Annotated in this window: 20 protein-coding genes and 1 pseudogene; 12 read left to right on the top strand and 9 right to left on the bottom strand. The window is 40.6% G+C overall.

The window, feature by feature from the left end; genetic code table 11:
* Nucleotides 1-53: 53 nt before the first annotated feature.
* Nucleotides 54-326 carry a hypothetical protein gene (locus HWQ40_RS15960; protein ID WP_292779430.1) on the bottom strand — a complete coding sequence of 91 codons (273 nt, stop codon included), beginning with the start codon at nucleotides 324-326 and terminating at the stop codon, nucleotides 54-56.
* Between the two features lie 368 nt (nucleotides 327-694).
* Between HWQ40_RS15960 and HWQ40_RS15955 the strand changes: the two genes are divergently transcribed.
* Complete coding sequence (locus HWQ40_RS15955; protein WP_292779427.1) at nucleotides 695-3,052, top strand: tetratricopeptide repeat protein; 2,358 nt, start codon at nucleotides 695-697, stop codon at nucleotides 3,050-3,052.
* A gap of 16 nt (nucleotides 3,053-3,068) precedes the next feature.
* Here HWQ40_RS15955 and HWQ40_RS15950 read toward each other — a convergent pair whose 3' ends face one another.
* Nucleotides 3,069-3,539 carry a GAF domain-containing protein gene (locus HWQ40_RS15950; RefSeq protein ID WP_292779425.1) on the bottom strand — a complete coding sequence of 157 codons (471 nt, stop codon included), beginning with the start codon at nucleotides 3,537-3,539 and terminating at the stop codon, nucleotides 3,069-3,071.
* Nucleotides 3,540-3,720: 181 nt separating this feature from the next.
* Here HWQ40_RS15950 and HWQ40_RS15945 point away from each other — a divergent pair, with 181 nt between their 5' ends.
* Genes HWQ40_RS15945 through HWQ40_RS15935 form a run of 3 tightly spaced genes read left to right on the top strand, consistent with a single transcriptional unit; the run spans nucleotide 3,721 to nucleotide 5,219 of the window.
* On the top strand, nucleotides 3,721-4,263 hold the full coding sequence (locus HWQ40_RS15945; RefSeq protein WP_292779424.1) for a Uma2 family endonuclease: 543 nt from the start codon (nucleotides 3,721-3,723) through the stop codon (nucleotides 4,261-4,263).
* A gap of 33 nt (nucleotides 4,264-4,296) precedes the next feature.
* Nucleotides 4,297-4,479, top strand: coding sequence for a hypothetical protein (locus HWQ40_RS15940; RefSeq protein WP_292779422.1), 183 nt, complete (start codon nucleotides 4,297-4,299; stop codon nucleotides 4,477-4,479).
* On the top strand, nucleotides 4,476-5,219 hold the full coding sequence (locus HWQ40_RS15935; RefSeq protein WP_292779420.1) for a DUF561 domain-containing protein: 744 nt from the start codon (nucleotides 4,476-4,478) through the stop codon (nucleotides 5,217-5,219). The genes HWQ40_RS15940 and HWQ40_RS15935 overlap by 4 nt, the downstream gene beginning before the upstream one ends.
* A gap of 294 nt (nucleotides 5,220-5,513) precedes the next feature.
* On the opposite strand, the gene HWQ40_RS15930 is transcribed toward HWQ40_RS15935, so the two are convergent.
* Complete coding sequence (locus HWQ40_RS15930; protein ID WP_292779417.1) at nucleotides 5,514-6,662, bottom strand: DegT/DnrJ/EryC1/StrS aminotransferase family protein; 1,149 nt, start codon at nucleotides 6,660-6,662, stop codon at nucleotides 5,514-5,516.
* Nucleotides 6,663-7,143: 481 nt separating this feature from the next.
* On the opposite strand from HWQ40_RS15930, the gene fetB reads away from it, so the two are divergent.
* Both fetB and HWQ40_RS15920 read left to right on the top strand, forming a co-directional pair.
* Nucleotides 7,144-7,920: an iron export ABC transporter permease subunit FetB gene (gene fetB / locus HWQ40_RS15925; RefSeq protein ID WP_292779414.1), complete on the top strand. Its 777-nt coding sequence runs from the start codon at nucleotides 7,144-7,146 to the stop codon at nucleotides 7,918-7,920.
* Between the two features lie 691 nt (nucleotides 7,921-8,611).
* On the top strand, nucleotides 8,612-8,830 hold the full coding sequence (locus HWQ40_RS15920; protein ID WP_094350008.1) for a hypothetical protein: 219 nt from the start codon (nucleotides 8,612-8,614) through the stop codon (nucleotides 8,828-8,830).
* 170 nt (nucleotides 8,831-9,000) lie between these two features.
* On the opposite strand, the pseudogene HWQ40_RS15915 reads toward HWQ40_RS15920, so the two are convergent.
* From HWQ40_RS15915 to HWQ40_RS15895, 5 genes and pseudogenes are all read right to left on the bottom strand, one after another.
* A pseudogene (locus HWQ40_RS15915) lies at nucleotides 9,001-9,678 on the bottom strand (Uma2 family endonuclease).
* Nucleotides 9,679-10,048: 370 nt separating this feature from the next.
* Nucleotides 10,049-11,890 carry an ATP-dependent zinc metalloprotease FtsH3 gene (gene ftsH3 / locus HWQ40_RS15910; RefSeq protein WP_292741628.1) on the bottom strand — a complete coding sequence of 614 codons (1,842 nt, stop codon included), beginning with the start codon at nucleotides 11,888-11,890 and terminating at the stop codon, nucleotides 10,049-10,051.
* Between the two features lie 113 nt (nucleotides 11,891-12,003).
* The gene (locus HWQ40_RS15905) at nucleotides 12,004-12,798 is read right to left on the bottom strand and encodes an aminotransferase class IV (protein ID WP_292779411.1); all 795 of its coding nucleotides are present in this window, start codon (nucleotides 12,796-12,798) and stop codon (nucleotides 12,004-12,006) included.
* A gap of 17 nt (nucleotides 12,799-12,815) precedes the next feature.
* Complete coding sequence (locus HWQ40_RS15900; protein WP_292779409.1) at nucleotides 12,816-13,235, bottom strand: GNAT family N-acetyltransferase; 420 nt, start codon at nucleotides 13,233-13,235, stop codon at nucleotides 12,816-12,818.
* Between the two features lie 243 nt (nucleotides 13,236-13,478).
* Complete coding sequence (locus HWQ40_RS15895; protein ID WP_292779406.1) at nucleotides 13,479-14,264, bottom strand: hypothetical protein; 786 nt, start codon at nucleotides 14,262-14,264, stop codon at nucleotides 13,479-13,481.
* A gap of 535 nt (nucleotides 14,265-14,799) precedes the next feature.
* Here HWQ40_RS15895 and HWQ40_RS15890 point away from each other — a divergent pair.
* The 3 genes from HWQ40_RS15890 (at nucleotide 14,800) to HWQ40_RS15880 (ending at nucleotide 17,177) form a co-directional block, all read left to right on the top strand.
* A complete protein-coding gene (locus tag HWQ40_RS15890) occupies nucleotides 14,800-15,309 on the top strand; it encodes a hypothetical protein (protein WP_292779403.1) in 510 nt (169 codons plus the stop codon).
* A gap of 102 nt (nucleotides 15,310-15,411) precedes the next feature.
* Complete coding sequence (locus HWQ40_RS15885; protein ID WP_292779401.1) at nucleotides 15,412-16,242, top strand: hypothetical protein; 831 nt, start codon at nucleotides 15,412-15,414, stop codon at nucleotides 16,240-16,242.
* On the top strand, nucleotides 16,239-17,177 hold the full coding sequence (locus HWQ40_RS15880; RefSeq protein WP_292779399.1) for a hypothetical protein: 939 nt from the start codon (nucleotides 16,239-16,241) through the stop codon (nucleotides 17,175-17,177). The genes HWQ40_RS15885 and HWQ40_RS15880 overlap by 4 nt, the downstream gene beginning before the upstream one ends.
* A 112-nt stretch (nucleotides 17,178-17,289) precedes the next feature.
* On the opposite strand, the gene HWQ40_RS15875 is transcribed toward HWQ40_RS15880, so the two are convergent.
* Nucleotides 17,290-18,510 carry an acetate kinase gene (locus HWQ40_RS15875; protein WP_292779480.1) on the bottom strand — a complete coding sequence of 407 codons (1,221 nt, stop codon included), beginning with the start codon at nucleotides 18,508-18,510 and terminating at the stop codon, nucleotides 17,290-17,292.
* A 167-nt stretch (nucleotides 18,511-18,677) separates the two neighbouring features.
* Between HWQ40_RS15875 and HWQ40_RS15870 the strand changes: the two genes are divergently transcribed.
* The 3 genes from HWQ40_RS15870 (at nucleotide 18,678) to HWQ40_RS15860 (ending at nucleotide 21,863) form a co-directional block, all read left to right on the top strand.
* Nucleotides 18,678-19,235, top strand: a complete 558-nt coding sequence (locus HWQ40_RS15870) for a transposase (protein WP_292779396.1) — start codon at nucleotides 18,678-18,680, stop codon at nucleotides 19,233-19,235.
* 155 nt (nucleotides 19,236-19,390) lie between these two features.
* A complete protein-coding gene (locus HWQ40_RS15865) occupies nucleotides 19,391-20,269 on the top strand; it encodes a M48 family metallopeptidase (RefSeq protein ID WP_292779394.1) in 879 nt (292 codons plus the stop codon).
* A gap of 1,201 nt (nucleotides 20,270-21,470) precedes the next feature.
* Nucleotides 21,471-21,863: a hypothetical protein gene (locus HWQ40_RS15860; protein WP_292779392.1), complete on the top strand. Its 393-nt coding sequence runs from the start codon at nucleotides 21,471-21,473 to the stop codon at nucleotides 21,861-21,863.
* Nucleotides 21,864-22,011: the final 148 nt, after the last annotated feature.

Below are 22,011 nucleotides of genomic sequence, written 5' to 3'. Positions count from 1 at the left end.
TTCCCCCACTCCTCATTAAAAAATCAGGCTGCGGGGAATCAACAGTATTAGTTTTAAAATTGGATAATTGCCTTGTTGGTTGAATTATTCAAAGACTGTTGCTGCCTTTGTGGATTGTCTTGCTTTTCATAATTAACTAATAGTTGAAATGAAATAAACAAGCCCAACAACAGGAGCAAAAACGAGCCAAACCCAGAGGAATACTTATTTATTTCTCGCTCAACACCACATTTTAGGCAGACATATCTATTGGGATTACGCGTATCTTGGGCAAAAGGGCACTGATTTTGATTGCAATCATGATGACAATCTTTGTCTAACATCATTGAACCTCCTGTTAAGTAAAGACTTACATACTTAGTTGTAAATACGCTCTACAGAATCTAGTTAGTTAATACCCACTGCCTGTTTAGTAGACACCACTTTCATGAGTAATTAAATGGCACAGTAATACCTGTGATTTACTAAGCTTGCAGTAGTAGCGCTCTCTAAATCTCTCCTCAACCACATTTTCTTGACGCTTAACTTAACTTTGCCTGTATTACTTACAAGAGTAATACAACCACAAACGCTTTGCAGTCATATAAAGTAAGTTTCCTACCGAGTAGGAAAAAGTATCTTGTAGTATGGCGGGTAGGAAGAAGTAGTAAAAATATCGTTATAATGAATTACAAATGATACATCAAGTTCGCAAATGGGTGTAGAAGAAGCCTTAGAGTTTGTAGATAACTTGGTTTTTCTCAAGACGGGAGAACACTTAGATAAAACTCAAAGGATTATCTTGCGTCATTTGTGGGAGGATGAAAGGCGGACTTACCAGGATATTGCCAACAGGCGTGGTTATACAGAAGCGCATTTAAAATCAGTTGGCGCAGAACTTTGGCATTTACTATCAAAAGTGCTGGGAGTTAAAGTCTCCAAATCTACCTTTCAAGGCGTGGTTCAGGGATTTAGAACAACTCAACAGTCGCTAAAAATCAGCCATATTCCCAATTTAAAGGGCAATGGCACTAAACCCCAAGATTTAGATTCTAACTTTGTAGGGCGCGATCGCCAAATAGCCGAACTCCACACCTTAGTCAGTCAGGGAGAAAAAGTCATCCTCATCCAGGGTGAAGGTGGTGTTGGCAAAACAAGATTAGCACGCAAATATTTTAAAAGTCAAAAATTTAATTTTGTCCTAGAACTGTGGATGGCTACAGAAATCCAAAACCTGACTCCTGTAGAGAGTGTGGTTGAAGAATGGCTACGGCGATACTTTAACGAAGAACCGGGAGGAGACTTTGGTATCAGCTTAGAACGACTACGGCGCAAACTCCGAGAACAAACTTCTAAAATTGGCGTATTTATCGACAATCTAGAAACTGCTCTCGATAAAAATGGCAAGTTTCTAGAATATCGTCGCCCTTATGTTGAGCTATTGAGAGTATTAGCAGATTCGGATGTGCATTCAGTTACTTTAGTAACAAGTCGTGAGCGTTTACGGGAGTCTAGTGTAGAGATTCATCTCTATCCACTTCAAGGTTTAGATGATGAAGCCTGGCGAAAGTTTTTCAGTAGTTGCCACATCAATTGTGATTGTACTATTCTCGGTGAAATGTGCAGAGCTTATGGAGGTAACGCCAAAGCAATGCAAATTCTCCGAGGAGCAATATTGACAGATTTTTCTGGTGACATACACGCTTATTGGCAGGAAAACTGTACAGATTTATTAATAGAAAGAGAGTTAAAAGATTTAGTTGCTAGTCAATTTACCCGTCTCCAAAAAAATGACTTAGAAGCCTATAGCCTCCTGTGTCGTTTAGGATGCTATCGTTATCAAGATATTCCTTCATTATCGATTGAGGGAGTTTTATGTTTACTTTGGGATGTACCAGAACAAAAATGTAGAAGCATAATTAAAGCTCTGCAAGATTTGTCTTTAATAGAAGCAAAAAAAGGACAATATTGGCTACATCCGGTAATTCGTGATGAAGCAATTAGTAGATTAAGATTAGCCAGTGAAGAATGGGAATTAGTAAACCGAAAAGCCGCCGAATGTTGGACGCAAAGAGTTACAGAAATCAAAAATATTACAGATGCATTAACAGCTTTAGAAGCTTATTATCATTATGTAGAAATTAGTGATTTTGAGCAAGCTGGTAATGTAATTTTACAAGGGCGAGGTAAACAGTGGAGTATAGGTTTGCCTTTGGGTTGCTCTTTTTACCAACTGGGACTGCTCCAGAAAAATTTCTCTGTCATTAAACGGATAATAGACGATATAAAATCGCAAGAAAGACTAATTAGACTTTACAATATCCTTGGCTATACATATCGAATTATCGGTTGCATTAGAGAAGCTATAGAATGCTATGAGAAATCAGAAGAAGTATTAGGCAAATTAGATGTCAAGCAAACAAAAATATCTATTTTGTTCAATACAGGACTTTGCAAGCTTGAATTATGGGAAATAGAAGCAGCCGAAGATTGTTTCAATTCTGTTTGTAGCCTTGCTGAACAGAGTAGCAACCTTGATGATTATATGACTTATAGTCAATGCTGTCTAGCTTTGATAAAATCACGCTCTGGTAGTGGAGAAGATGCCTTTCATCTTGCTGAAGTTGCCTTTTCTGCGATGTCATCATCAACTAGAGTAACTTTATGGGGAATCGGGCATAGTTTAGTAAGTCTCTGCTTAACTTATAAGAATTTAGGTAATCTTAAAAAATCCTTTGAGTTATGCCAACGAGCTATATTTCATGCTGAAGAAAACAACTTTACCCAAATCAAAGCTAAAGCTATAAGTTCTCTAGCAGAACTTTTTAGAGAACAGGGAGAATTTACCAGAGCAATTTTTTATCATTCACAAGCAATAGAAATTCTTGATAAAATCGGTGCAAAATCAGACTTAGCGGAGGCTTATTATCAGTTGGCATTGACTCAGAAAAAAATGAGTGAAATTGAGCAGAGTAGGAAAAGTTTTGTCCAAGCGATCGCACTCTTTAACGAAATGCAAGCACCCAGGCAAGTTGAGAAAGTACAAACAGCAATGGAGTATTTTGAAAAATAAGCAATACTATTTGATTTTAACTAACGACTTTTCGGCTAATAGCCTCTCCAATCTCCATCAGTGTCTCTTCTTGTTCGGGAGTAAATTCGTAGGGAACTGGCTTGGCAATGCCCAAGATACCATGCAATTGACCATTCAGCATCAGCGGCACTGCGATCGAGCCTTCTACCTTCGTTTCTTTTGCTGAGGGCCTCGCCACTCCTGATTCGTCGGTTTGCAGGTTGCAAATCTGTACGGGTCGCTTGCGTTCGGCGGCGACACCAGCCATTCCTTTGCCAATAGGAATTACCGTCATTTTAGGCAAAAGTAATTCTGGAATGCCTTGGTAAGCCTTTAGGTGCAATAACTGGCTGTGTTTATCTAGGGTATGGATGCTACCTGTAGAGCAGTCGAAAGCGGCCAGGATTTCGGTAAGCAGTTGGTTCCAGTCGATGCCAGACCTTTCATCTGTCAGGATATCAAAAATGGTTTTGGTATCTGAAGTCATAGTCGCAGGAAATAAAGTTTGATCGTAAACGCGGAAAGTAATTAGGAAAATTCACTTAGCAAAACCATCTCCCCTTTCCACATCCCGTGAAAAGTCAGGGGAATTCATGGGGCGATCGCACCTGGAGAGGTCTGTTGTCTCCATAATATTAAATACAAGGCGTGTGATAATTAGAGGTTTTATGTCCCTAACGCTTGAAGACTTGGAACAAATGCAGCAACAGCATCCTGACTTTCGCATGGAACTAGTCAAGGGTAATATTATTGTTATGAGTCCGTCAGGATACGAATCAGATGAAGTCGCAGCTGAAATGATAGCCCAGTTACGTAACTGGGTTAGACCGCGCAAACTGGGACGAACAGCAGCTTCTAGCGCCGGTTTCAGATTGCCCAATTCCGATTTGCGCGCACCAGATGCCTCATTTGTTTTAGCCGAACGCTTGCGTCGCAGTCCCAAGTCTTTTGCTCAATTGGCTCCCGATTTGACTGTAGAGGTGAAGTCCCCTAGCGATAATTTAGAGGATCTGAGAGCCAAAATTCAAGAATTTCTGAGTTTGGGAACTAAGGTAGGAATTTTGCTCAATCCAGATGAGCGGATTGTTGAAGTTTACAACTTTGGACAAGAGGCAATAATACTTCGTGATGGCGATATTTTAACAGTTCCCGAACTGCTCCCAGGATGGGAAGTACCAATCGCAGATTTGTGGCCTCTAGAGTTTGATTAGGATAATGGTAAAAAATCCTACAGACATAGATGGATGGAATTAGAAGTTTATGCGATCGCTTTCAGTACAGATGGCAAAACTTTGATTAGTGGCGGTAAGGATAAAATTATCAAAAAATTATCAATATTTGACAACTACCACAGTGATTTAGTCTCTGATCAACTGAGGAACGGTAGAATATACCTAATTTTCGTAGCTTCAAAAGCCAAACTATGACGATGCATTCCACACTCCAACGTGCATTTACTAACCGCCGCGTTCTAAAAGTGATCAGCGGTTTGAATAACTTCGATGCCGCTAGCGTCGCTGCTACTGTCAAAGCTGCTGAATTTGGCGGTGCTACTTTTGTCGATATTGCCGCCGATCCAGCTTTAGTCCAGCTAGCTAAAAGTTTGACAAATTTACCAATTTGTGTGTCAGCAGTAGAGCCAGATAAATTTGTGCAAGCAGTGGCAGCTGGTGCTGATTTAATTGAAATCGGGAATTTTGATTCCTTCTATGCTCAAGGACGCCGCTTTGAAGCTCCAGAAGTGCTAGCGCTGACTAAGCAAACCCGCGCTCTCTTCCCGGAAATTACCTTATCTGTCACCGTTCCCCACATCCTGGAACTAGATCAACAGGTACAGCTAGCAGAAGAATTGGTAAAAGCTGGAGCGGATATTATCCAAACCGAAGGCGGTACTAGCAGTAACCCAGTTCACCCCGGAACTCTAGGATTAATTGAAAAAGCTGCTCCCACCTTGGCAGCAGCTTTTGAGATTTCCCGTGTAGTTTCAGTGCCAGTGTTGTGTGCTTCCGGCATTTCTAACGTTACCGCACCATTAGCGATCGCGGCTGGTGCTGCTGGTGTTGGTGTTGGTTCCGCCATCAACCAACTCAATAGCGAAGTCGCAATGATTGCTGCTGTGCGTGGCTTAGTAGAAGCCTTAGCGACTGCAAATGCAGTAATGAGTTAAGAGTGATGAGTTAGGAGTGATGAGTTAGGAGTTGAAGAAACTTATTCATTCAAAACTCCTAACTTCTAATACCAATTCTGTATGAAGATGCGCTAAACCATACTTAAATACAAGAAAAAAAAACGAACCGCAAAGGACGCAAAGGACACAAAGAAAGAAAGAAAGAAAGAAAGAAAGAAAGAAAGAAAGAAGAAGTTAAGAGGGTTTGGCGCAGCCTCACAAATAAATGGTATAACTCCTAACTTCTAACTTCTAACTTTTAACTCCTAACTCCTAACTCCTAACTTCTAACTTCTAACTCATAACTTCTTTCAACGCATAAATCACCTGGTCTTGCTGCTGTTGTGTCAATTCTGGGAACATAGGCAATGATATAACCTCATGGCAAGCTTGCTCTGCTATTGGTAAGTCGCCAATTTCATAGCCCAGACTTTGATAAACTGGCTGCAAATGTAAAGGGTGGGGGTAGTAAATCATTGAACTCACGCCCTGTTCTTGCAATTGACTACGCACCCAATCTCGATATTTGGCGCTAGCACCATTTCGCCCTTCGCCTGATATGCGAATAGTGTATTGATTCCACACCCCAATACCCCCAGGTAATTCTTGGGGCGGGACAATTCCCGGAACTTGGCTAAGAAACTGGTAGTAATAGTTGGCGATATCTCGTCGGCGATCGTTCCAAATATCTAAATAACGTAGCTTAATCTGCAAAATAGCTGCTTGGAGAGCATCTAAGCGGCTATTTACACCGATTTCTTCGTGTAAATATCGAACTTTACTACCATGATCTCGTAGGATTCGCAGTTTAGTAGCGATCGCTGGGTCATTAGTCGTTATTGCTCCACCATCGCCGCAACCACCAAGATTTTTGGTAGGGTAGAAACTAAAGCAACCAATATGTCCAATACTTCCTACTTTTTCACCCGCCCAAATCGCGCCTGTAGACTGAGCGCAATCTTCAATTATTGACAAATTGTGAGACTGAGCGATCGCCATTAATGATGTCATATCCACAGGTTGTCCAAATAGGTGAACCGGGATAATCGCTTTTGTTTTGGGTGTAATGGCCGCTGCAACTTGCTCCACATCCAAATTAAACGTAGTCGCGTCAATATCAACGAAAACAGGCTTTGCACCCACGGCGCTAATCACTTCAGATGTCGCAATAAAGGTAAAAGGCGTTGTAATCACTTCATCGCCTGCACCAACGTCCAAGACTCGTAACGCTAAGTAGAGCGCATCAGTACCAGAATTACAAGCCACACATTCAGTAACAGTATTATAAGCGGCAAACTGTTGTTCAAAGCCTTCGACTAAGGGGCCGCCGATATAGCGGCCGGAAGCTAAAACCTCTAAGACGGCTGCACTTACTTCTGCTTCGATAGTGGTGTATTGCTGCTTGATATCAAAGGCAGGGATGGGATTTACACTTTGGATCATGAGTTCTCATTTTATCGGGAGATACAAAGGATGCACTTCGACAGTCAATTTTTGCTGATTGAATTGTTAATCAAAGAGGAGCTACTAAAAGACTATCGCCCAAGATACGCATCTATTAGGGTTTTTACTTAAATTGTGGTGCGGGAAACCACCGCACATTTAATTTACAGATAGTAGGCATACTAGTACCCCAAGGCGGAAGTTAAAAGGAGCCAGTGCGTTGGGCGGCTCTGCCGACTTGAAGCAACTGGCGTTCAAAAGTCAAAAGTCAAAAGAATTGTATTCCAAGCTCTTGCGGCATTTGAAATGGTATGTTTATTTCCGCGCCTGCCGTACTAAGTGTTTGCCATGTTAAGGTTGTACCATTTTGGAATTTTGAATTGATGAAAGTGATATATATCAACCAAGATCCAACACATCTGGTCAAAGTTCCTCTTGTGTGGGCTGCTTTGAGAAGAAAATACCAGGAGATAGAGAACCCATGCAGGATCTGATCAAGCTGGATTTCGTGGATTTAGCTATTGCTGTGGGATTGATGGCGATCGCCATTGGTTTATCTGCCTGGGAAAAATTAGGATTAGAGTTGAACCTAGCCCTTGCTACTGGGAGAACCATCTTACAACTTCTTGTATTGGGATACATTTTAGATTTCATCTTGGCTTTAGACAATGCTTGGGCAGTTTTGGCGCTATTAGCAATAATGCTGACAATTACGGCGATTGTCGCACGAAATCGCATCAGCCAAAAAATTCCTCATCTGTTGCCTTTGGTGTGGGGTGCAATTTTAATTAGTACCGCCGTGACAGTGTTTTACATCAACTTCTTGATTGTTCAACCAGAGAGATGGTACGAACCACAGTATATAATTCCCCTAGCAGGGATAGTCTTAGGTAATGCTACCAATGCAGCTGCGATCGCAGGCGATCGCCTTGTCAGCACCATTAATTCCACCCATCTCGAAATAGAAACCCATTTAAGCTTAGGTGCAACTCCAGAGCAAGCAATTAGCCAGTATCGCAAAGACGCCATCAAAGCCGGATTGATTCCTACTCTCAATCAAATGATACTCATAGGTATGGTCGCAATACCAGGAATTACCACCGGACAGTTATTAGCTGGTGTCAAACCTCTAGATGCTGTCTCCTACGAAATTTTGATTATGTTCATGGTTGCTTTTGCTAACTTGTTGACAACAGTTTTAGTCACGAGGGGGTTGTGTCGTCAATTTTTTAATTCTGCCGCGCAGTTGGTGAGATGAAGAGTGCTGTTAGCGGATAGCTAAGGTTCAGCCCGTGCTGAGTAGGGTGAAGGGATTAATCTACTCCAAAATAAGTATTTCATTTCCTTGTAGGGGTGCACAGCTAGCTCATTGGTGTCAACTTAACGTGAAAGCCAGCCTAGAACAAGCTTTTAGATATTGTCTCGTTCCCAGTCGGAGACTGGGAATGCCGTCAAGGAGGCTCCGCCTCCCTTGCTGGCGGCAGAGCCGCCAAGAGCAGCATTTCCAGCAAGAGGCTGGAAACGAGGTTTTAAAGGAGTTTCAGCTTAAGTTGACACCAATGACAGCTAGCTATGCGCCCCTTTGAAGTCTCTATACAATTAAAATATGAAAATATTTTGGAAACGCATCTATCCTATGAAGTATTTTATGCAAAGCATAAATAAATCTTTATATGGTTATTTAAAAATAATGTAATTTTCAGTATTCAAACCTGATGCTGTAAAGCTGAGAACTCAACGTATTGCTGTCTATCGGAGATAACAGAACCAAAAGAGGAATGTCATCATTAGGAGATGTACGTTTGGGTAGGGATGTCAAGTAGGTGAAATATTTATTAATATTATTAATAGATAGTAAATGTAAATTCAGCCTCAGGAATCCGAAAAAATTCCTAATGGCAGGTATTTAGCATCAATCACCAGATTCTTCACCAACGGAACAGAAGATTATGAAAGATCAAAAACGATCGGACTCTAAAGAATTCGTCGGAAATCTCAAGAATGGGATTTGGCTATTTGGCCTGTCATCCTGGGTATTTGGCATTACCGATCGCAGTATTGCTTCATTTGCAGATGGCTATCTATCTGCTTTGGATTTGACGCAACTATTCACAGCGGCTACGTTCTTTGTGGCGTGGCTATTTTTAAAACCGACATCCAGAGTTTAAGTTAACCAACTAATTAGTATCCAGTCACTCTTGACGCTAGTCTGATCAAGATTTAGAAAGTTATCTATTTGATCGCCATAGGGGGTGCGCCACAGAATGCATAGATTCTTTTGCATCGATCGCAATCAAGGTAATTCGTAAAATCTCCGAATTACCCTGATTTCAAGTTCTTATAGGAGAGAATCAGGATCGATACCAAGTTCGCGCAACCTCTGTGCCAGCATTTGGGCACGTTCTTCCGGCGTTAGTAAACGTCGTTCTTAGTCGTTATACCAGTACAGCCACTCTCGCGTGATACCGTGATATATTCCTCTTTCTATGCCAATTCCCAAACCTACCTCTGCTAGCCAAACAGGATTTCCTGACAGCAATTGATACTCGTTATTGACTAATTTATAGACCTCTAAGTGTTGCTTGCGGCGGCGAGTAGGATTATAAACGACATAGTACAAGACTTTGAGCTTTGCGTACTCGTTTTTTTTGGTAGTATATTCCCCGCGATAAGTCTGAGATACTACCTCCAGTGCCAATATAGGAAGTTTTTCTTCTTCCCAAATTGCATAACTTAGACGGAGGTTTTCATCAAAAAATCGCTCGACTCCCAGACTTAAAAATCCGTCTGGCACGTAGGCGTAGCCCGTCGTAGACATCGCTGGTAGATTGGGGTCATAGTAAACAGCCATATCAGCCCCGAAAAACCAGTCCATTCGATCTGCCCATGCCATCGCCAGTACGGCTTTAAGTAAACTAGGAATTAAGTCTTGTAGTTCATTATCCACAGGGGTATCGTCAGAGTCAGGCAGTTCCTCAGAGGAGGGCAAGCAAGCTAATGGATTGTACTCTAACATGATGGGTTCGGGGATTTTTTCACAATCCAGACTTCTTAAATTGTAGCTAGATTGTATCTTTTCTCTTGTGAAGTCAAAGTTATAGCTTTTTTGATTTTGGTGTATCTAAAAAAATTTTTCTAATTTTCCGGAATTGATTATGTTCAGGTGGTAGTCTCTATAAGATAAGCGATTTATACTGAAACTCTATAACGAACCTCCGGGGAATATAACCCCATTACGGATTAAAAGCCCGGTCTTCATGGCCGGGCTTTTGCCAATAAATGAAAAAAAATTGGGGTAACTCTGGAAAATCTCAGAATTACCCCAAATTTTAAAAGTTATGAATTGTTCTTAACTCCTAACTCCTAACTCCTAACTACTCATTAAATTAGGCAAACGCAGCAGTTGTCACATCGTTATTCGAGAGAATTTCTTGCAACTCTTCAGCGTCTACTGTTTCTTTATCAACCAGCATTTGCGCTATCTCATCTAAAATGTGGCGGTTACGTACCAACACTTCTTTAGCGCGTGTGTAGGCTACATCTACAAGTTTGCGAACTTCTTCATCAATGGCAGCAGCGGTTTCTTCAGAAAAATCGCGCTCTGACATAATATCTCGTCCGAGGAACATGTTACCTTGTTGACGACCAAGGGCAACAGGGCCTAAGCGATCGCTCATCCCAAATCGGGTAATCATCTGACGGGCAACCCGGGCTACTTGTTGTAAGTCGTTGGAAGCACCAGTGGTAACTTCTTCTTCACCAAAGATTAATTCTTCAGCAATTCGACCACCCAAAGCCACAGCCATCTGATTTTCTAGATAAGCGCGGCTGTATAAACCAGTGTCCATCCGGTCTTCGCTGGGGGTAAACCAAGTTAAACCACCTGCGCGACCACGAGGGATGATGCTAATCTTCTGCACTGGGTCATAGTCTGGCATCAAAGCACCAACCAAGGCGTGACCGGCTTCGTGATATGCCACCAAGGTTTTGCGCTTTTCGCTCATTACCCGGTCTTTCTTCTCTGGCCCAGCTAATACGCGATCGATCGCGTCGTTGATTTCATCCATCGAAATTTCAGTCAAATTCCGGCGTGCTGCCAGAATTGCGGCTTCATTCAACAGGTTGGATAAATCTGCGCCAGTAAATCCAGGGGTACGACGGGCAATTTTATCCAAGTCCACATCTTTCGCCAAGGTTTTGCCACGGGCGTGTACCTTGAGGATTTCGCTGCGTCCGGCATAGTCGGGACGGTCAACCACAACTTGACGGTCAAAGCGACCTGGACGCAACAGGGCTGCATCTAGAACATCAGGACGGTTGGTAGCAGCAATAATGATAATGCCAGTGTTGCCTTCAAAGCCATCCATTTCTGTGAGCAACTGGTTGAGGGTTTGTTCCCGCTCATCGTTACCACCACCTAAACCTGCACCCCGTTGACGACCTACAGCGTCAATTTCATCGATGAAGACGATACAAGGAGCATTGGTCTTAGCTTGTTCAAATAAATCGCGGACGCGGGATGCACCCACACCTACGAACATTTCCACAAATTCTGAACCGGAGATCGAGAAGAAGGGTACACCTGCTTCACCAGCTACGGCCCGAGCTAGGAGGGTTTTACCTGTACCAGGAGGGCCAACTAACAACACACCTTTAGGAATTTTTGCACCAACAGCGGTAAAGCGATCAGCGTTTTTCAGAAAGTCTACGACTTCGTTTAATTCCAACTTGGCTTGGTCAATACCAGCGACATCGCCAAATGTCACCTGAGTTTGTGGTTCCATTTGGACTCTGGCTTTGGATTTGCCAAAGTTCATCGCTTGGCTACCTGGGCCACTTTGAGCGCGACGTAGCAAGAAGAATAAGCCAACCAAAAGCAATACAGGGAAAAATAAGCTGCTCAGTGCCTTAAACCAAAATCCTTCGTCGGTTTGGGGCAAAACAGAAATATCAACGCCTTTAGAAGTCAGAGTATTAATCAAGTCTGGATCGTTGACTAAGGTAACAATCCGTTTAGCTGGGTCATATTTGGGTGTAACCAGTGCTGTAGAGCGATCTGCACTCAAACTGACTTTTTCTACTCTGCCTTGCTGAACTTCTTGAATAAAGCGACTGTATCGCCATGTCTCTCTGCTTTGGGGTTGTTTGTCAAAAAATGCTGTTCCCAGCGCAATTACGACAATAAACAGCAGCGCGTACAGCCCTGCATTTCTCCATCTTTTATTCACTAAGGTCTATCCTCCGGTATTTTTCGCGCAATCGCCTAGCTTCTCTGATCACAACGGTGATTATTAAGATTTATGTTAACTTATCTTAAGATATAACAAATTTGGCGTGGCTGTCATACTACAAAAAGCTCCCTTATTAGCTGAAAACTATGATGGTAGGGATTATATTGTAGCGACCCTGAAGGCAGATGAACGGTATGAATGGGAATAATTTCTACCACACTATTAGTGTAGGCGATCGCTTCAAATCTCTGGACTAACTCGACGCTCCAAGATTCCTCTCGCACTGGCTGCTGGTGGTTTTGCAACCAGTTTACAAGTTGTGATCGCACAATTCCCGGCAAAATTCTGGCCTTTATTGGTGGCGTGTACCAACTGCGATCGCACCATCCCCAAAGGTTGCCTGTACTGGTTTCTAGCCAATTTCCTTCAGTATCGACTAATATTGCTTCTTGAGCATCTAAGCTAGTTTTTGCCAACCAAGCACTCAAATAGTTTCCAGTTTTATGAGAGGGGAGAGAGCGAGAGAATTCAGGACTCGCAACGGCACACACAACACCAGTTTTTTGTTTTTCTGTCAAATTTTGTGGTAATGACCTACCAGTTATCCATTCCCGTCCATCGGGAAAGAGGGTAATTCTGAGAACGGGGAAGTGTGGGAGAAGAATTTGAGCGCCTTGACGCAGACGCTTCCAATCGGGTTGCTGCCAGCCAAAAGTTTGTAGTGAGAAGAGTAAGCGATCGCAGTGTGCTTGCCAATTAGTTAAATTACTATCTAGAGAGTTCTCATAAACCCGCAATGTTGTAAAAACAGTTGCGCCATAAAGTAAACCCGGATCGTTAATGTTTAATTCTAGGGTTTGAGAGTGAATTAATTTGCCGTCATACCAAAAAATATTATTTGTCACAACCAAATTGCTTGTTGCTACAACTCCATTGAAAAGTGATGACTTGTAATGCTCATACGCTGCATCAGATAAAACCTGTGGGCTGCAAATCGCTGAACACCAGAATCCAGACTCAGGTGTTTACACTCATGATTTCTGGCATATTCAATTAGCCACTGAAATAACTGTTGACCATAGCTGTATGACCGTTTCAACTCATCAACAACTAAATCATCAATGTATAAAAACTTACCTGATGCTAAACAATTAGAAATGCGAAATCCAGCGACTGCTACAGCTTGCTTTTCTACTTCCAAAAATGCCAGTTGATATCCTTCTGTCATTTGATATCGAACTTGTTCTACAAACTTAGTCTGCTCAAGGTTAGGGCGCAGTTGGGAAATAACAGGAAAACACCCTAATATTTGAAAGTCAGATTCTGCCAATTGTATTGACATCAGTATTACCTTACTCAATAGACTTCTTCCATGAATTAAAAGCCCTCACCCTAAATCCCTCTCCCAAGCTTGGGAGAGGGACTTTGAATTGGCTCCCCTTCTCCCAATATTGGGAGAAGGGGTTGGGGGATGAGGGAAAATTTTGCATTTGTACAAGAGGTCTAATCATGCGTGAGAAATTTGAAAAAATTGGGCGCATATAATTCTTTACTACACTTGTTGCAACTCGTGATAAATAATAATTTAATCTTTAGGAGGAAATATAATTTTATTAGTACCTTCAGGAGTTGTAACTATTTTTCCTCCCAAGGCTTCGATTTCCTTAATTGCGCGTTTTTGAGTTCTTTCATCAGGATGATTATTTAAAACCATTGACCATGTAGAAATTTGAGCATATTTACTGTTAGGATTTCGACTCAGAAATTCAGCAGTTCTTTGGGAAGTATTAGCTATACGCTGACTTTCTGGATCTGAAAATTTACTTGCCCAATTTGCCGCCGTTGCAAAAGACTGTTGGGCAGCTTGAGCGTTGCCTAAAAATAATAACTCATCAACTCCTTTAAAACGCCATATATAATAAGACTTTTCGGGAACTGAGGGAGATATTGATTTTAAGCCTTTCTCTGACAGTGCGATCGCACGTTCCGGCATACCAGCATATAATGAAGTACTGATCGACAGACTGCGATACGCTGCTAAAAATCGCGGGTCACGTTCTAGGATAACTTCAAAATATTCTGGACTTAAACTGTAACCTGTTTTATCCCGAATTTCATTATCTCCAAAATATTGGAGAAAATTAAGATACACCAAATCTGCGATGAAGTTATTATAACCAAAGCTAGGCGTTTTTTCGAGAAAATTCAGACGGATATTTTCAGATTTAATTTCTTTTTTTAGAGTTTCTAAAGAGGCAGATTGTTTTCTATTTATTAGTTTTTGCAATTGAGGGAATTGAATCAAGCCAACTCCTAAAATACACATACAAATTACAACAGGTGTAGCAAAAACCTGACGAGATAACAACATATTTCCTTTGTCTTTATCATCATAGTTATATTATTGTATACATAGTGGTATAAGAAAAGTCAGCCCCATTTGCGCGTCTGCGCTTTGCTAGACCAAATAAAAAACAGGTTGACTAAAATAAATTACCTTAATTGCTAGTATTATTTTATACCTAACTTTGATTTTTTTCTGAGATATAGTTTATGTTTCTTTGTTTATAAGTAATATCTAATTTCTACAGATTGGAACGAAACGTCCAAAAGCTAATTCATTAAATAAATCTTTCAGAATCAAAGCCACTTAAAATAGCTGATAAACCTTACCGCATTGCTAGACTCATTGCAAACCGCAACTCCAAAATCTAACATGGTATTATTCTTTTTATAAGATAAATTTGACTTTAGGAAAGCCATAACTTTTTTTAGTAAAAATTTCTGAAATTATTAAGTTTTTTTGACTTTGGTTACTTTTTTTGAGCAAAAGCCTTAAAAAATTTTATCTAACCTAGAATTGTGTTTTGTTTATATTTAAATATGTCTGTAACCTCTAAAATGTCATGGTAAATAATACTCTTAACGAAAACACAGAAAGTAATGGTCAAGCCATCGAAAACATGGAGAATAATAGTCATTTTAGTAAACCAAGTAGTGAATTTAAAAGAAAAGTTAAGAAACTGAATACTCAAGGAGAAGGATTCAATATTGATGACATTATTAATGCTATTCAAACAGCAATAGTTGAAGTTGTCGAGCTAGAAATTACCACTTGGGTTCCAGAATCATCTACTCAGTTAGAACAACCACAAGGGCAGCAAATTGCTCAAATAGGTAATCGAATGCACACTATAATCAATCTAATTGATGGTGATATAAATAATGAAGTTGGTAGTCAATTTGTTGGGAGTGGTCCATATACAGAACTTCGCGAATTTCATCTAACTCAAATCAAAGAAAGTCGGGAGATTATGCAAAAAAATATAGAAAGCTTGCAGAAGTTGTATGGATTTTTTATAGAAATTATGAAATCTCGTAAAACTTCACAACAATCGCTATCCCGTCCCCAGTAGTTGATATTTATTAATTTATATTAATCCAAAAATACCTACAGGATATGAGCTTATCCTACCTGTAGGTTAATTTGCTTTAGAGAAATCAAGGAAATTATAACTATGCCTAACAAAATTCAAGAACAAGCCAAAGATTTGCTAGAAAAAGTAGTCTCATCTGTACATGGATTAGTTGATGATATTACAGCTTTAGAAGTAAATACAATGGTTGTAGACCAAATTACTGGTGCAAAGTTTAATGCTTGGCAAGCGTATGAAGAGATTTATTCAATAAATGACAAAGACTACTTTGATAGCAAAGGAATTCCAAATCCAGAGGATTTAATAGAACCAGAAAAAACTCAAGCTCAAGAGCTACGCAAGCGTTATACAAGTCTATTTTCGCAACTTGAAAGAGAATATTTTTACATTCTCCTTGAACAAAGTAATGAGAATAGTGAGCCAGACTCCAGGATAATTCAATATCAGGAGCGCCTTAAATATCAGGTGGAACATAAAGCAAATATTGTTCCAACTGATGAGGTATACATAAAGTTGGCTCGACCAATATTGCCTGCTCCAACTCCTGTTGCAGATCGAGAAGAAAATAATCTAAAAAGTTTGCGGCAAAGGTGGCAAGAGATTGAAGAACTTTTGAATAATGATAAATTTATTCGTACACTGCGTAAAATGTCTGAGCTTAAAGCGGCACTTAATAGTGGTAACATTACCACCATAGATATTGATATTATTTATGCTCAAACTGTTATGCAGTTAGATGGAGATATTATCAGTCGTTACCATAAAAAGCTATTTCAATTACCTGAAGGGGATAGAGATTTAATTCTAAAAATACATAATGAAGGGGTAGTTGCTGGAGAGAAACAGTGGCGTGGAACACTAGATTTTCTGATTGGTATTGTACAAAATATCGCAAAATTATCCCGACAATGAACGCTGATAAAATACACACAGATCGTGAAGCTGATGTTCAACTCTCTTTCTTTGTGCAAATACCTCAAAGCACTCCTATTGAACTTAAAATTAAGGTTGAGCCAGGACAGTATGCTTTTTATCTAAATAAGGCAGTTTTAAAACAAATTGAGGAAGCGCAAAAAATAGGCTGCTCTCTGTACATCCCGCCAAAATTAATAGCTTATCTTTTGTACTACAACTGCTTTAGTGATAATAGTATGCAATACCAGAAATTAGTAGTTGCTAAAAAAAACTTTAAAACTTTAAAAATTTTTGATGACACTTTTATAGTAAGTTTTATCAAATTAGTTTGGAGTAAATTATTACAAAATAAATCGACGTTACAGTACGGACTTACTTTTAATTTGTATTATAGACAAGATACATCAGCTTTATATTTGTGGAAAGAAGAAGATATTGTTTTACAAAGTAATATCTTATTTTATGGCGACATAATTCACAAAGTCAGGAGTAATTTTATCCAAAATCCTGAGTGTTTAAATATTGTTTATGTACATTATTGGCTGATTGAAAAAATACTAAGCTATCTTCAGACTAAATTAAATTTATTAGCTTGGGAACTAGCTTCACTTTTCCCTGCTGCTTTTTTCACTTGGAAATTACATTTAGCACTTTCATTATCAATACTTGTTGGGCTATTAACATCTTTTGTATTTGCTACTATTCGCCATTGGCTTGTTAATCAACTTCCAAGATGGACTTCTATTAATTCTCAATATCGGAATTGGCTGGCATGGGGACTAAGTTGTGTCACTTCTGGTATTTTTATTTTTACTCCCACTGATTTCTTATTTTTGCTATTTTTATCACTAATTGGGCCGTTATTACAATCGGTTTTTAGCTTTATAGTATGGCAAATTGGTAAAGGTTTTATTCGTTGGTTACTAGCTTGAAAATCGGGTGTGAGGCATTGAAAAAGATATTTTTTCGTGAAAGACTATTTTCAGAAAAAGATTAGGTTAGCTGAAATATTAAAACAATCTTACCCAAATTAAATCAGACTTTCTAATTACGTTTCAACAACTGCCAACACTGCCCGGCGATCGCCCAATCTTCTTGAGTATGAATAACTAATACCCTTACTGCCGAATCGGGTGTAGCAATATCCTCATCCACTGGCTGCTGTTGATTTTTCTCAAGGTCTATTTTCAGTCCGATAAACCCAAAGGCTTCACAGGTGGCTTGGCGAATTTCCGCAGAGTGTTCACCCACACCTGCTGTAAACACTAAAGCATCTAATCCGCCCAAACTAGCGAGCATTGCGCCAATACCAGAATGCAAGCGATGTACGTAGATATCCCACGCCAGTTGAGCGCGGGAATTACCTTGAGCAATCGCTTCTCTCACTTCACGCATATCGCTAGATACACCCGAAATTCCCTTTAAGCCAGAAGCTTTATTTAATAACTCATCCAACTTTTCGATAGAGTAATTGCAGTGCCGCAACAAATAAATCAGAATCCCCGGATCGACTGAACCAGAACGACTACCCATCATCAATCCTTCTAAGGGCGTGAATCCCATAGTGGTATCAATACTGCGACCGTTTTTAATCGCCGCTAAAGAGCATCCATTCCCCAGATGGCAGATAATTAACCGCTCAGGTGCAACATCTCGACCGAGAATTTGGACAGCACGTTGAGAACAGTATTGATGACTTATACCATGAAACCCATAGCGACGAATACCTTGCTCTACCCACTGATATGGGCCGGGATAGATTGCTGCTGCATCGGGTAAAGTGGCATGAAATCCGGTATCAAAGACTGCTACTTGAGTGACATCTTTTAAGATGTTTTCAATTGCTTCTATGCCTTCCACAGCGGCTGGATTATGTTCGGGAGCAAGGTTAGACAGACCAGCGATCGCCTTTTTGACATCCTCCGTAATTACCACACTATCTCGATAATCTTTTCCACCATGTACTATCCTATGCCCCACCACATCGATTTCTGACAACCGCTCGATTACCTTAGTCGCCCCATGACTAAGTGTATTGAGTATATAGGTGAGGTGCGCCTGTGGAGAATTACCAGAGATTGATTCTTGCAGCGTTGCACCCGTAGCAGTTTTCACCTCAATTTCTGCCATACCCCGATCTTGAGTCCAGTTAATTTTCCCTTCCCAAAGGGGTTGGGGTGCTTGGGTGGGCAAAGCTGCATCTGCAATTTCATACAGACAAATCTTTTGGCTGCTCGATCCGGCATTCAGTACCAATATCTTCATAGTGACAACAGAAAAACTTGACATCCTTTGATCGTGCCACTAAATCTGGCTTCATGCTTAGTACAGTTTTGCGTAAAAGCGTAGCGTTTTTAATGCAGGGGAACGCATTAACAAGGCGGCCACTGCATTAACAATGTAGGCTGATGCATTAACAAGGCGGCCATTGCATGCGTATTACAAATATTGTTCGCAACCGCAACAACTTTGTGGATTCATATTTACATCAATCCACAAAAATGATTGTGGATGAATTTCTCTCTCTTGGAGTAACTCACGTTTCAATAGGTAAAAATCAACAATGGAAAACACATCTTAATTTAGGTAAGCGAACAAACCAAAATTTTACACAGATACCACACACTAAATTTATCGAGATGCTGACTTACAAGTTAGAACGAGTTGGCATCACTGTCAAGGTTACAGAAGAATCCTACACCAGTAGGGCTTCGTTTATTGATTGGGACATTATCCCAACTTATGAACCTCACACCAAGGTAAAACACGTTTTCTCAGGGCGACGCATTCAACGGGCATGGTATGTGAGTAAAAGTGGTTTTAAGATTCATGCCGACGTGAACGCAGGGTACAATATCGGCAGAAAAAGTAATCCTGAAGGGTTTGATTGTCTCAAATCTATTCTAAGGGATAGGGGATGCTTGGTAGTGCATCCAAGGCGAATAACTCCATTGTTCCGGCGCGAACGTGCTAAAAGTGGTGTTGCTTAAACCCAAGTTTTATCATGTCTGATTATATTTGACTATAAAATTTGGAACTATGCAAGAAAGGAAACCCCCTACTGAAATCGTTATACTAACTGTGGGAGGCTGTTTATCTATCCAGCCAGATTCCATAGTTGTGTTTTTTTATAGCTTGTTGCACTATGTCCTTCTTCAAAACCCCGCTGATTGGTTTAAAAGCTGACTCATTTCGTCATCCATTAGACCTGGAAGCTACCAGAGCGCTCAAGCAGATACCAGGCATAGATATGTTGGTGCGAAATTGGCTCGGGCCAATGGCAGAGCAGGTTTTCTATGTGGAAAATATTGCCTCTAGCATTCTGGTGGGTGAAAAGCAACTGCCTGATTTATACAAGCTGTTGTTAGACGCCTGTAAAATCCTGGATATAGATCCTCCCCAGTTGTACGTCAGGCAACATCCGGCTCCTAACGCCTATACTTTTGCTGTGCGGGGTAAGCAGCCTTTTGTTGTGCTACACACTTCCCTGATTGATATTCTTACACCAGAGGAAATACAGGCAGTAATCGCCCACGAGTTAGGGCATCTCAAGTGTGACCATAGCGTTTACTTGACACCTGTAAATTTACTAATATTAGCTGCGGCAATTGTGCCCAATGTCGGCACCTTTGTTGCCCAAGCCATACAGGCGCAACTTTTGGAATGGGTACGTTGTGCTGAGTTTACCTGCGATCGCGCTGCATTACTAGCAACCCAAGACCCGAAAGTTGTTATGTCCGTGTTGATGAAGTTGGCAGGTGGTTCTCCCACCTTAGCGCCCCAACTGAATCTTGATGCCTTTGTTGCCCAAGCCCGCGCTTACGATGATATTAGCAAGACAGAACTGGGTGAAATGGTCAAAGCTGCCCGTACAGCTCAATTAACCCATCCAGTACCAGTGCTACGGGCGCGAGAAATTGACCGTTGGGCAAGCAGCACCGAATATCAAACTCTGTTGCAAAGTCACGGGCTGAAGTCTACTAATAATGAACTTGCACCTAAAGGTGGATGGCGCAATTGGTAGAGTTACTATTTACAACCGCTTTTTCGCTACACATAGTGTATTTCAGGTAAATTAAGTACACGAGTAGAGGCACAACATGTTCATTGGTGTCAACTTAAGGTAAAAATTAGGTAAGAGAAAGCGTCTAGAGTTGCCCTCATTCCCTAACCCCTTCTCCCAACATGGGAGAAGGGGAATTGGAGAATTATGCTCCCCTGTCCCAAATTGGGCTACGGTGTACACACAAGTCGAAAAAAGCTTGATTTTCCATTGTTTTCTCGTTGATCTCGTTCCTATGCTCTGCATGGGAATGCCTGATTTAGAGGCTCTGCCTGCCTCCAGTCAGACATTGAGTCAGAGACTCAGTGAATGCATTCCCAGTTTTGGACTGGGAACGAGGAACAACTACGCTATAAACATGGGAACAGCCGGACGTTTTAGTTGCTGAACTAAATAATTTGATAACAATCCATGCTTAATTTGATAGATTGTAATACCTGTTTTATAAAAATCTCATAAACTATAGGATTTATTTTAGGTATCCTCAACTAATTTTCTCATGATTTGAAGAATACTTAACACAGCCAATTACTGTTACTAATTTTAGCAATTCCCTCTGAGTAAGCCACTTTTATATAGTACATAAATACTATTAAACTAATTCGCAATTCGCAATGACGCTCTCTTCGAGACGCTAAAAGCGTAGCTTGCTTCTCTGTAAGAGTACGCGGACTCGCTACCGCTACGCTAACGCAATTACGTTTTGTAACGGGGATTGAACCCCGACACAAAACCTGCTGCCCTTCTTAGCCAGGGGACTTAAACCCCCACCACTTGTTAAATAGCGATCGCACTGTGCCAGTTGCGTAAGTCCTGTCGTTGTATGAAACCACCCTGCCTCCCCGCAAGCTCTTAGGGGAGACAAAGCGTAGCTTTGGCGAGGTGGGGTGCAATGACTGTGGGAATCATAACTAATTACCCGGACTTGATATTACTCCTGAATTCTGAATTCTGCTGTAAGTACTTGAAAATTTCAACCAATCTTTGTTGTGTCTAGACTCAACTGAGCTTCCATTGCTGTTTGTATCACTCAATTAGCTCACCCTTTTGGGTGAGTCATAGATCAACCGATCAGATGACCTGACTGAAGGAAGCTGAGATTAATAATAAAGAGGACTCTATTAGTAAAGAACACCGATCGCATTTTACCTAAATATAACTTATGAAACTTGCTACCTTAATAAATTCTGCACTTATTTTTGCTTCTATTACTCTTGTACCTGGAATCGCTGCCGCTCAAACAGCTACTACCAACAACAGTGAAACAATAGCTGTTAACTCTAATAATTTATCCACTAACTCGACTTCTGCGAATTACCTCCAGCCTTTAAATCTAGTTACTTTTGCTTATCAAGGAGGTCTGCAACAACACGGTATTCCTAGCGGAGAAGCGCTAATACTTAAAACTCTCAATAGAAATATTCTTGCGAAAGATTTGGTTAAAGCTGCTGTTAATGCAGATAAATTACCATCACAAGTTTTAAACGATCAAAATTATCTAAGTGCTGTTAATTTAGAACTCAACGTATTGCCAGATTATGCTGCTGCTGATTAATTTGGTTTTTCTTATATCTTTTGAGAAAGCTAAGTTTTTCAGTATGGTATATTTGTATGCTTGATACTAAGGATAAATAAAAGAAAAGCCTTTTATACATAGCGATCGCTGTGTATGAAAAGTATATAAGAAAGCTTGATATTAAAGA

This window comes from Nostoc sp. NMS9 (assembly GCF_017114995.1).
GTDB lineage: Bacteria > Cyanobacteriota > Cyanobacteriia > Cyanobacteriales > Nostocaceae > Nostoc.
The sequence above is the reverse complement of the archived record's forward strand: the minus strand, read 5'-3'. Positions and strand labels throughout refer to the sequence as shown.